Annotated in this window: 10 protein-coding genes (1 of these 10 only partly in view); 7 read left to right on the top strand and 3 right to left on the bottom strand. The window is 41.7% G+C overall.

Annotated features, from left to right (window positions below):
* The first annotated feature begins 141 nt into the window (after positions 1–141).
* Positions 142–1773, top strand: a complete 1632-nt coding sequence (locus tag COV43_08755; GenBank protein ID PIR24768.1) for a hypothetical protein — start codon at positions 142–144, stop codon at positions 1771–1773.
* 110 nt (positions 1774–1883) lie between these two features.
* On the top strand, positions 1884–2489 hold the full coding sequence (locus COV43_08750; protein PIR24767.1) for a hypothetical protein: 606 nt from the start codon (positions 1884–1886) through the stop codon (positions 2487–2489).
* Between the two features lie 88 nt (positions 2490–2577).
* Here the strand turns inward: COV43_08750 and COV43_08745 are convergent, their stop codons facing one another.
* The gene (locus COV43_08745) at positions 2578–4884 is read right to left on the bottom strand and encodes a hypothetical protein (protein PIR24766.1); all 2307 of its coding nucleotides are present in this window, start codon (positions 4882–4884) and stop codon (positions 2578–2580) included.
* A 200-nt stretch (positions 4885–5084) separates the two neighbouring features.
* Positions 5085–5414, bottom strand: a complete 330-nt coding sequence (locus tag COV43_08740; protein ID PIR24765.1) for a hypothetical protein — start codon at positions 5412–5414, stop codon at positions 5085–5087.
* A gap of 257 nt (positions 5415–5671) precedes the next feature.
* On the opposite strand from COV43_08740, the gene COV43_08735 reads away from it, so the two are divergent.
* On the top strand, positions 5672–6883 hold the full coding sequence (locus tag COV43_08735) for an ATPase (GenBank protein ID PIR24764.1): 1212 nt from the start codon (positions 5672–5674) through the stop codon (positions 6881–6883).
* 4 nt (positions 6884–6887) lie between these two features.
* On the opposite strand, the gene COV43_08730 is transcribed toward COV43_08735, so the two are convergent.
* Complete coding sequence (locus COV43_08730) at positions 6888–7241, bottom strand: PhnA protein (protein ID PIR24763.1); 354 nt, start codon at positions 7239–7241, stop codon at positions 6888–6890.
* A gap of 132 nt (positions 7242–7373) precedes the next feature.
* Here COV43_08730 and COV43_08725 point away from each other — a divergent pair, with 132 nt between their 5' ends.
* The 4 genes from COV43_08725 to COV43_08710 all read left to right on the top strand — a co-directional run.
* Complete coding sequence (locus COV43_08725; protein ID PIR24762.1) at positions 7374–8018, top strand: hypothetical protein; 645 nt, start codon at positions 7374–7376, stop codon at positions 8016–8018.
* Positions 7997–8677 (top strand): hypothetical protein, encoded by a 681-nt coding sequence (locus COV43_08720; GenBank protein PIR24761.1) that lies wholly within the window; start codon positions 7997–7999, stop codon positions 8675–8677. The genes COV43_08725 and COV43_08720 overlap by 22 nt, the downstream gene beginning before the upstream one ends.
* A gap of 192 nt (positions 8678–8869) precedes the next feature.
* The gene (locus tag COV43_08715) at positions 8870–10084 is read left to right on the top strand and encodes a hypothetical protein (protein ID PIR24760.1); all 1215 of its coding nucleotides are present in this window, start codon (positions 8870–8872) and stop codon (positions 10082–10084) included.
* A 95-nt stretch (positions 10085–10179) separates the two neighbouring features.
* Positions 10180–11348: the 5' portion of a hypothetical protein gene (locus COV43_08710; protein PIR24759.1), read on the top strand. Its footprint extends 790 nt past the window's final position; 1169 of the gene's 1959 nt are visible here — the first part of the coding sequence; its start codon is at positions 10180–10182; its stop codon lies beyond the right edge, outside the window.

Here is an 11348-nt window from a genome sequence, read left to right as displayed (position 1 = left end):
GTGCTTGAATTTTAAGACTCCTTACGAAGCTCTCCAAATGGATTCTTGCACTTGACGTTTGAATTCGCAGGGTCGGTTTATTTCACGCAACTTCTGGGATGGCTTCAACCGATAAAAGGGGGTTGGGAGAAATCTGATCTTATGGGCATAAAACTGGAAAAACTTACACAAAACATGGCTCTTCAAGAGCTTTTGAAAAAGCTTGATGCCAATGGCGATGGAAGACTTGAAACGAGTGAAGTAGATAAAGATCGTGACGGTCTGTTCGACCTTACCAGTACAAACACGCTCTGGACTCCAAAAGAATATCGCGGCGTAGAAAAAACTTTATTCGATCATAAGTTGATTACCAAGATGCGAAACAGCATTCCAAATGAAGAGAGCCCACCTCAACAAACCCAGTTCTTATACCGGCTTAGTCAAACAGGAAGAGATCAAGATTCGGGCCAAGTTCTCACAAACATAAAAGGCCTCTACATTACGTTTGTCCATGATGGTAAACCAAGATCTGCTTTTCTCACTCCCGATCAACTCGCTCATAATAATACCTTAGAAATAAATGGCTGGGTCACTGGTGTTGTTGTTTTTTCCAAAGAGAAATTAAATGCCAACTTCAACAATGTTGCATTTGGACAAGCGGCGAAACAATTTGACGCTGACAGAATTGCACTTTCAGATAGGCAAGGATCTTACACCATGCTTTTTCCTGATATGTTAGCTGCTGTAGGCTTAGATGAAGAAACTAAAAAAAGTTTGTTCGACAACAGTATCGATGAAAATGAAAATGTTTTTGTTTATTTGTTAGGAACGTTTTCAAATTCATATAGCTACCGCGGGGCGCCAATCTCCGACCAAGCAGATCCTTTCTTTACAATGAACCTCCCGAATCCTGCGTCTGATGATCCTCACTTCTACCACATGCAAATAAGACAAGCGACTTATCATGCTTGGGGAAATGTAGACCCAAATCAAAACACTATAAGAGTATCAGACTTATCCAGTGCCCCTCACAGCTGGAGCCAAATACAACACTTTCAAGAAAAGGTAAGTGCTATTACTGAGGGAATTCGAGAGGTGCATGAAAAACTAGTGGATGGATTAACAACAGATCTTAAACTGAATAGCTTTAAAATGAATAATGCATCAGCAACATACGGAGATCGTGAAATTCATTTCTATTATGAAATAATAAAAAATAGCTCCCCAAAACATCTTCAAACAGTAGCTACCCATGAGACACTTCATAAGTATATTTTTTCCCGGCGCTTATCTCTGGACCCCAAAATAAGAACTGCCTTCGTAGACTTGTTAGGCTACAAAGGAAAAGAACGTGATGAAATACTTCATGCTGGTGGATCGGCCTTTGGAGACTATGCTCTAAACTTTGAAAATCAGGCATTCTTCTTTTTTATAAACGAATCACATTACTTTCAAGCAAAGGATCTTGGACACTCTCATGCAAACATCGATGAGTTTCTTGCTTCATTTATTCATTCGCTTTTCGACTTGGATAAACTTGAAGAAAATGTGAAAGGACAAAAAACAATTGAACAAGCTTTTTTTAAAAAAACAATACCAATGGATGATGCTGCACGAAAAGCTATTCTCTCCGGATACGAAAAAACACTTACAGCCATCATCGAGGCTTTACAAAAAAATGAAGACCTTCCGAAAGATCAACAAGAAAAAGAAGTGGATTTTTTCTCTCGCGCTCTAGAAAAAGTTCGCTCGCTTAAAAGTTCTGTTTCCAAAAACATCACCTCTCCCACTTAAACACCAAAGCCTTTCCATGTTTACTTGAGCTGGCAATGCACTATCCCATTTTATCCCTTGCAATCGGAGAAGCCTCCGGCTTAGAAAGAATGATCACAAGGAGAAACCGCATGTTTAGTCCACGTCAAGCCTTCCCACTTGTTCGGCTCGCAAATGCAGCTTCAGCTTGTTTTACCAACCATGACGCCCGCACAGGCAGCAGGGTAGTAGCTGCAGATCTTTTTCGAATCGCAGCTTTTCGTGGAATAACTATTTCTGCTGCCGCCAAAACTTTTTCTCTTACCGATCGATATGGCAGACCTGCAGAGAGACTTGTTGATGCAGCACTCAATAAAGCTGCAATCTGCCGCTATCCAACAGATCACCCAGGGCAAGTATTTGGAGGATTAGCTGACTGGAGATCTAGCCACATTCTCTATGTACCTGAAAAAGCGGGATGGGTTTCTGTTCTGTATTCAAACACAGACATGCAAATTCTTCGTACTGCTGATGGTGCTCAACACACCTTTGACTTACCACCTGTTCTTCCCCTCATGGCAAGAGCTGCACTACGCTCTGCATTTGCACGATCTCTTTTTCTTGAAGTGGCAGGGCCTCTTCTTCACGATGCTGGGTTTCTTGAAAGATTCGCGTTAAGAGGGCATGGGCTAAGTTCTGCAACCGTCATTGAAAGTTTACGCGAGCTTCAAGAAGAACAAGCGAGACCACAGAAATAAAACACATCAGCCTCTCAGGCCTTGAATAAAAAAACGCGAACCCAAGTGAGTTCGCGTTTTTGTTTTTCTCTTTCCTCAACACAAAACCTTAATTCGTTCTGAACTCCACGCGCAAGAGTGGTGCTTGAGCTGGACTGCCTCTGTAGGATTCAGCCGTGCGTTTTCCTGAGCCTGTAATCACAAACACCATTGCGTTTCCACTTTGCCAATCATTGCGATCGACAATATCTTGAACCATTGCACTTAAGTCTGGAGTTTTTTGCTTATCGCCCGCTTCTCCAACAATGGTCCATGCTTCCGGCGACCACTCCACTACAGATGAAGTAAGTGTACGATTACTTACGTTATGAACATTGGTGCCAAACGCAGCTGCGTTTGCTGCATCTTCAGCTTGGATGCTCAGTTCCGTGGCAACACTTGAAACTTCATCCACGGTAAACTGAATACTGGCACTCACAATTTCAGCACCAGCCGGAATGCTGAGAGATTCGAAACGCATGCCCACGGTTTGAACTCCGCCGTCGGTAACAAGTTCCAAATCGCTGCTGTTGGTATACATGCTTCCATCGGCACGTTCTTCCACATCATTCATATCAGATGAAACTCTTACAGCGACCGAGCTCAAAGCCGCTTCAACAGGCTGTTCGCTGTCAGTTACATATTCAACCACAAGTCGTGGCGCCATGCCTGGGGATTTATCAAATGATCTTGCAACTCTTTTTCCACTCCCGGAAATAATGAAAGCAATATTATTTCCTGGCTGCCAACCTGGCTGTTGAAGAAGCTCTTCAATCAAGGGACGAAGGTCTGATGTTTGCTGCTTCTCACCCGCTTCGTTAATGGCCAACCATGTTTGCGGCTGCCACTGAACATTTGCTTCCGTTCTAGGTCTGGAAGAAAGATTGTATCGTTCTGTGATGAACGAAGCAGCACTTGCTACAGCTTCCGCTTCTATTTTTAAATCTGCAGCTTCATTTTTCACTTCGTCCGTCGTAAATTGAATATAGGCTTTCAAAAGCGTTGCATTCGCTGGAAGATTTACTCCCGTAAAACGCAAACCAACGGTTTGAACCGTGTTCTCTTTCACCAATTCCAAATCGCTGCTGTTGGTATACATGCTTCCATCAGCACGTTCTTCAACATCATTCACAGATGCTGCAATAGGAATCGTTAAGGTTTGCACTGGCGTAATATTAATTTCTACTTTCACTTCTTCACCACCATTTGCGGAAGCGTAGGTGAAAATATCTTTTCCGGCATAACTCGGATTGGGTTGATATACAAATGAGCCATCAAAACTATCACCTGCACTTAAATCTTGAAGGCTTCCGTGTATTGGTTCATCTACAAGCATTGCAGTATCAACACCAAAATCATTTTGCAGTAAGCCCGGAAGTGCAACTGCCAAAGGTGTTTGCTGGTTGGTGCTGTAAGTGTCCGCGCCTAAAACTTCTGGTTCAAAATGTTGAAACCACATAAGGGCTGCACCATTTTGGTTGTCATCATCGGTGGTAAAAAATGAATTCTCTCCAGACGAAGCTGGCGTAAGCGCGATGCCCTCAAGGTTTCCGCCTTTTGGCCCTTGGTATTCTTTGATGCTGGTGAAATGGCGTTGTCCGTCTGCGCCAACAAAAGAAGTGAGGTCTGTCACTTCGATAAAATTACCATTGGTGTTATGCCACACATACATTTTTCCACTCGAGCGGTCGAATTCCAAGCCGCTACTTTCTGTACGTGAAGTTTTGTATGCGCCCACAAAATCAAACGTGTTACTGTTGGCATCGAGATCAAACGCATACACCGCTCCGCCACGTTGATGCGCCACAAACATCAAACCGCCCATTCCATTTTGGCTGGTGTAGGCTTGGCCGTTGGCATCCACAAAACCGTTCAACTGCAGTGAGCTGTCGGGAACAAAGGCAATGCCCTCGGGCCCAGCTCCACCACTGTAAACGGGAATATGTGGAGAAATGTTCCACTGACGCTGTAACACTGCAGCTCCAGGCGCGGAAACAGAGTACTTTCTAATTGTGCCTTGAGATTCATCCATCACGTAAACTGAGGACTCTTCCAAATCAACTTGCGTAATGCCTTCCAAGTCGCCCACAACGGTCCACTCAGCACGGCTTCCGTTTTGAGTGTCAACTTTGAAGGAACCATTTCCATCTTCAACCAGCGCCCAAAATTTTGCGGGGCCATTGAGGCAGAGCCACAACGTTCTGGTAGCTTCGTTCCAGTGCGCGCCACTTAAGTTGTTTTGAAGATCGGAATCCAGCGATGTGAGCACGGTTGACTGTTGCCAGGGTTCCCCCGGCCAAGGTTCTACTGCTTTTGCTATGCTTGCACAAAATATTACGACGAGAATAGCGGACAAGGTTAAGGCTTTTTTCTTCATCTACATCTCCTTCTTGGGAATGAATTTTTCTAACTTTACAATACGAACGCGGAATATGCATTAGACATCATTCTCTCTCACATGCCCAATACCAGGCACTTACCTGACATTTGCTTTTTAAGCGCAGCATTTGCGTTTAGAGGAGGAATAAAAAAAACGCGAACCCAAGTGAGTTCGCGTTTTTATGAATTATTTTCAGCTTAAGCTTCGATGTTAGCAGCAACAATCGCGGCCATTTGCATCATGTCAACCGTTTGGCCTTCTTTCATTCCGGTTAAGTCTGTGAGGTTTCCTGATTTGCTTTTTGATTTTGTTTTTTTGAAAAGCGGAAGTAGCGCTGCGTCTGCTACAATAAATTTTCCAGCGTTTTCTGGTTTTCCATTTTTGGTTTTCGTTTGAAGTTTGTTGGCTTTTATATAGTCCCACAATTTTTTAGTAATTTCAGTGCGCGGCAATTCTTTTTTGCCTAAGAACTCTGCCAACTCTGGTTTCAATTTTACTGGTTTTTTTAATCCTTTTAACTCTGCCATGTGAACATCTCCTTTTAAAATGATTGAAGTGTGCACTCCTTGCACAAAAGCGTGGAGAGCACCACAAAAGAATAAAAAGATCGCAAAAAAATCATATGTCCCCTCATGTATTAAAACCTCGTGAACTCGTTCTCGAGGTAAATGTAGGGAAAATCTGCTAAAATTTTTTTGGCTTCAGACAGCCATTATTTCGGTTACACTCAAAAAAATGTGATAAAAATCTTGAGTATACTCAAAAATTTGCATATCATCTTTCCATGCAATCCCTTATAGAAACTTATCAGAGGTTAAACGCTGCCCAAAAAGATGTCTATATCCGCAATTTTTATAGCGATTTTGTCTTCGAAGACAGGCTAAATGGCATTGTTGGTCCTCGTGGAGTGGGAAAAACAACCTTCCTCCTCCACTTTTTATCTCAAAGCCGTTTAGAACCAAGCCAAAAGCTTTATGTTTCGGCGGACAACCTCTATTTTGTAGAGCACTCGCTTGTTTCCCTGGTTGATCAGTTTGTAAAAGAACTCGATGGCCAACTTATTGCTATCGATGAAATTCATAAATATCAAAACTGGAATCAGGAACTCAAAAACATTTATGATTCATACCCTCAGATCAACATTTTGTTTTCTGGAAGCTCCAGCATCGATCTCGTAAAAGGAAAATACGATTTATCCAGAAGAGCTCTTTTGCATCACATGTTTGGTTTTTCGTTTCGCGAATACCTTGAATTTACACTTCACCAATCTTTTAAAAAATACTCTTTAGAAGAATTAACAAAAAACCATATTTCAATCGCAAACAAACTTGCGCTCATTCCCAAAATGCAAGGTCACTTCAAAACCTATTTAGAAAGAGGTTATTATCCTTTTTCGCATAAATATAAACAGCTTGAACACTTTGCCAAAATTATTATCGGCATGATTGAAAAAACAATTTATGAAGATATCGCTTCTTTTTATTCGTTAAAAACTCAAAACTTAGAAGTGTTCAAAAAAATCCTCTATTTTATTGCCACAACAAAACCTGGCTCAATGAGCATTAATCAGTTGGCAAACAGCCTCTCTAAAGATCACACCACCACTGCTGAGTATTTACAGATTTTAAAAGACACCGGACTTCTTTTATTTTTGATGAATGAAAAAACAGGCCATGCTCTTATTCGAAATGCCGAAAAAGTTTACTTAGATAATCCTAATCTTTCATTTGCTATTAATCACAGCCTGGGCAAAAAAAATGATGTTGGAAATACACGAGAAGAGTTTGTCTTAAGCCAACTTCTTCATGCCGCTTACGTTCCTTTTTACACAAAACAAGGCGATTTCAAATGCAATGCATTTACCTTCGAAGTTGGAGGAAAGGGAAAAAGCGATAAGCAAGTTCGAAATGTTGATCAAGCCTTTGTGATTAAGGACAACATCCTCATTGGAGACAAAAAAAATATTCCCCTCTATCTTTTTGGCTTTTTGTCTTAATCTCTTAAGCCTTCCGCACGAATTCTGATTTCAAATTCATGGCACCAATGCCATCGATTTTGCAGGAGATATTATGGCCGTCGTCGCTTTCGATGAGGCGAATGCCTTTTACTTTGGTGCCTCGCTTCACCGACTGGGATGATCCTTTCACTTTTAAATCTTTGATCACCACCACGCTATCGCCATCTTTTAATTCTTGGCCGTTCGCATCTTTTATATTCGCATCAGATTCTTGCGTTCCGCTTGAATTTGCATCTTCTTGATTCCATTCATGAGCGCACTCCGGACAAATCCACAGCGGATCATCTGCATAAACATATGTGGAATTACACTTGGGACAATTGGGAGGCATTCTCATAAAAACCTTTCTGGATGCTGATCTCAGGGCAGATCAAAAACTTGGATAAAAACCTGGCGCTTTTCTATAGAGCCAGAAGAGGGCTGTCAACTTTCGTCTTTTCCTTTTTCTATTCCCCAAAATAATAAAAATATGCTTACGCCTCTCCGACTTGATTTGGAAGAGATCGATAAAAAAGGGGAAGATATGATTCGTTTGCTTATGTTCGTGTTTGTTTTGTGCTTTGGATTTTTCACAAACTGCGGAAGAACAACGGGCAATCTCTTAAGCATTCAAGTAAAAGATGGCACAACCCTTCCTTCTTTTGTTGTCTCTGGAAACACTGTCACTGCTTATTTTACCGTTACTAATAACACTTCCCGCACTCAAAGAAATATTTACATCCATTCAATTCCCACAAATGTTACACAAGTCACAAGCGGCGGAACATATGATGACACCTGCGCCGCGCAAGCAACTTTAACTGCACTGGGGCAATGCACATTACAGCTCACCATTTCTGGTGCGGTGAGTTCTAGTGAAAAACTTGTTGCTTGTTTTGAAAATGCTCTCGCTTGCGTGCAAACAAATGCTCTCACGGTGCAAGCATTAACTTCGATGGCCATCACTCCAACAAGTGCTTCTGTTCACATTGATGAAACACAACAATTTACCGCCACGGGAACTTTTGCAGACGATTCTACAGAAGATATCACTTCGTCCGTAACGTGGGCTTCTTCCGATACAAATGTCGCCACCATATTGCCAGCACTGGTTTGGCAACGGGAGCAACAGTAGGCAGCAGCACCATCACAGCAGCACTTGGCAGCTTTACGAGCAACACAGCAACTCTTCAAATAACAAACACGCTGGCTTATGTTTCTAATCTTAGCTCAGGCGCTGTTACTATCTGCACGGTTGATTCAGACGCAGGAACCTTAAGTGATTGTGCTACCACAGGGTGTGACACCGATATTCTCACTGCCAACAGTGTAGCCCTAAATCCATTAGGAACAATGGCCTATGTGGCTGATTTAAATTCTAACGCCGCATTTCTTTGCTCGATAAATGCGTCAACGGGGCTCTTTGATAGTTGTGACGATTCTGGAGCAGGCGCTGTTTTTGCGAACACTCTTCATGTTCTCTTAAATGCAGATGGAAGCAAAGCTTACGTGCACGACGATGGCGCTGTCTTATTATGTGATGTGAGTGCAAGCACGGGAGCTCTTAGCAATTGTGTTGATTCTGGTTTTACTGGAGTTTCTGGCCTTTGGATTTTCAGTTTAAACACAGCAAACACACGAATGTACCTGCCCAGATCCTTTTTTAGCATCAACACCATTTACGTTTGTGATGTAAATGCAACTACAGGCGCCCTCAGCAACTGCGCCGACGCCGCAACAGACGGAGATGAAACCGTTAGCTTCAGCGGATCTGTTGGAGTTGTGTTGAATTAGAGATTTTTGCTGCAAATCATTGTCTTATATTTTAAGTAATTTCAATTGCTTATAGCCATTACATGCTTTCGCATTCCTCTCCATTAAGATGGAACTTTGACCCTCACTCTTTTACACAACTTTTGCGAATGCTAAACCGATAATGGGGTTAATCCAAAAACAGTCCACAAATTTGAAAAAAAGGAACAAAAAATGGCTCAGTTTTCAATCAATGCATTTACGCCTCTTAAAGTGGAGGAATTCAACAAAACGCTTTCTGGAAAATATCGCGTCGTCGACGGTGATTCGTGTATCGTGGCATCTGCACCAATGGACAAGGGCTGCTATGACAAGGCCATTAAAGATGGACTAGTGAATGAAGATGACCGCTTCGAAAAATTCGAAAACGGAAAATGGGTCAACGCCAATGCCAATGAAGCTATTGCTGCCTATGATGAAGCGTTTCAAAAAAAGTTTTCGTCACAAAAAGAACTCAGCCCTCAAAAAATTTTTTGGGGCGCTTTAAAAGTGCAACATGCAATGGAGCAATTAATCGCTTGCGATCAAATAACTGATCCCATGAGAGCAGGTATGCATTGGAATATCATGCACGGCAGAGGGCTTCCGATTTCAAATAAAGAACGAAGCAAAATGTTTTTTGATTTTTGCGGCGTTGGTGATCCCAGCAATTCTGATAGAGCAAGCTGGAGACAAGTCATTGATCAACGATACGCTGCAGGAAATGCAGAAATAGATAAATGGTACGACCTTGCTGTTGCTAAATCTGGAAAGTGGATGGAAAAAAAACCAAATCCCATCCGCGCGGAAGCGGAGCTATACCAGTTTTTAGCCATTCGCGCCGGCACGCCTGATCTTGAACCGCATTCAGAAGATGAAACAACAGTGCTGAAGAACAGAATTCGCTTTATTGCAGAAGCAAAACCTTTTGTGAAAAATGACGCCGGCTTACACAACATTTATGTGATGCACGAAATTGACCTTCATCTTGAATACGCAAGAAATTGGACCGATGCGCTTAAGGCATTGCAGGGAATGAAGACAACCACAGAAAAAAGCATGGACTTAAAACCGCTTTCCGATCTGATGAAAAATATCGACGCTGCAATGAAAATGGATGCCAGCAAAACAAAAGAACTTGAACAAGCGTTCAAAACCATTGCTAAAGACTATCAAAGCTTGAAAGATCAACTCGAAGGAAAAGCTACTGCGAAATGGAGCGAACACCACAAGCTCATTCTCAAACGCATTTTGAAGCGACTTGGTTTTGAAATTATTTCTCAAGTGGGAAGAAAACTTTCAGAATCTAAAGACAAAGATGTTCAAGAAACTTTAAAAAAATTCAGAGTAAGCCCACGCTGCAACCCCTACAAAGGCCTGGGTGGAACAGATGCACCAACGTGTAGTTAGAAAAAGGTAGTCACGTTAAAGGAGCGTCATTTTAGTGCAAAGAAGCAACTTAAGCCTAACTTTCTGCCGATAATACCAATGCACGGGTATCAATTATGGCAGAAAATAACTTAAAACTAACAATTCGAACTATTTCAGCCGACAATGCACTAATTGGAGATCGTAGAATTGGTCCTCTGTTTCGTATTGAAGAGCAAGAAGGGGCCCTTGCTGAAGGGGTCTCAATCCCACCAGGTTTTCCTGAAGAGGGGAAAACGCTTGAAGTAAGGTCTGGGGAAAAAGGTGTGTTTCGCTTAGCTCCGTTATATGGCTTTCCTCTTCCAGACAGATTTTATGATAAATCTGGTGGACTTGGCTTCCCCCCTACAAGAATGAGTGTGAGCTATGGAAACCCATGCTCCTCTGACTTAAGTTTGTTTTCTCCAAGAGACTTGCCACGCAATTCAAAATTGCTCGAAACGAAAATTGGAGATTTTGATCATAACGGTTTAGTTGATTTTGCATATGTTGTGCGAAGAGAGAATCAAACCGTAAGCTCACTCGTTTATTACCAAGAAAATCTTGCTCGCTGTTTTGATGAACCAAAACAAAATTTGTACAGCGAAATCGCGATTTTTGGAATCCTCGCTTATCAAAAAAAAATCACGCCTGAAATGCAAAAGGTAATAAGGGAATATATTACACTTTCTGTGCAGAGAGATTATGTCCATAATGGTTATAACGTTAGAGTAGATATTTCAGATGAATTAAAAAATCTGAGTGAAAATGATTTTTTGGAGAGGTTGACTGCCTATAATCAATTGCTTGAGAAGGTAAGAACTTTACCTCATATTCTTTATGAGAGTTATCGTGTTCGTAAGGATCTTCGAACTCAATATTATCAGCTTGCCACACGTTTGTTTTCGCCAGAGTACAGCGATGCTCAAAATTTTCTCGCCTTTCGACTTGCCACTTATGTTGTAGAAGGCTTTGCCGAGAGAAAAGAACTTTTAAGCAACGATAAAATTAAAATTATTGCTAAAAATATAAAAGCTACGGTGAGCGCATTGTCAGAGAGACGAATCGTTGTGCTCAAATATTTGCTTGATCTCAAAAGAAAAGATGATGAGGGGGAAGAGCTTGCTGAAAAATTTTCAGTTTTTGAAGATCCATCATTTGAGCGAAACAAGCATCGTTATAATACGCTGTATAAGCTCATTGGAGGCGCTGAAGATATTTCGCCGCAGCAGCTACAAAAATATGCACCTCTTCTTGAGAATATTTA

Source organism: Deltaproteobacteria bacterium CG11_big_fil_rev_8_21_14_0_20_42_23, from assembly GCA_002796345.1.
Classification (GTDB): Bacteria; UBA10199; UBA10199; order 2-02-FULL-44-16; family 2-02-FULL-44-16; genus 1-14-0-20-42-23.
The sequence above is the reverse complement of the archived record's forward strand: the minus strand, read 5'-3'. Positions and strand labels throughout refer to the sequence as shown.

What these genes read in the sequence shown, in the direction of transcription:
- COV43_08755 (PIR24768.1), top strand. Translation starts at nt 142, where the DNA reads ATGGGCATAAAACTGGAAAAACTTACACAAAACATGGCTCTTCAAGAG.
- COV43_08750 (PIR24767.1), top strand. Translation starts at nt 1,884, where the DNA reads ATGTTTAGTCCACGTCAAGCCTTCCCACTTGTTCGGCTCGCAAATGCA.
- COV43_08745 (PIR24766.1), bottom strand. Translation starts at nt 4,884, where the DNA reads ATGAAGAAAAAAGCCTTAACCTTGTCCGCTATTCTCGTCGTAATATTT.
- COV43_08740 (PIR24765.1), bottom strand. Translation starts at nt 5,414, where the DNA reads ATGGCAGAGTTAAAAGGATTAAAAAAACCAGTAAAATTGAAACCAGAG.
- COV43_08735 (PIR24764.1), top strand. Translation starts at nt 5,672, where the DNA reads ATGCAATCCCTTATAGAAACTTATCAGAGGTTAAACGCTGCCCAAAAA.
- COV43_08730 (PIR24763.1), bottom strand. Translation starts at nt 7,241, where the DNA reads ATGAGAATGCCTCCCAATTGTCCCAAGTGTAATTCCACATATGTTTAT.
- COV43_08725 (PIR24762.1), top strand. Translation starts at nt 7,374, where the DNA reads ATGCTTACGCCTCTCCGACTTGATTTGGAAGAGATCGATAAAAAAGGG.
- COV43_08715 (PIR24760.1), top strand. Translation starts at nt 8,870, where the DNA reads ATGGCTCAGTTTTCAATCAATGCATTTACGCCTCTTAAAGTGGAGGAA.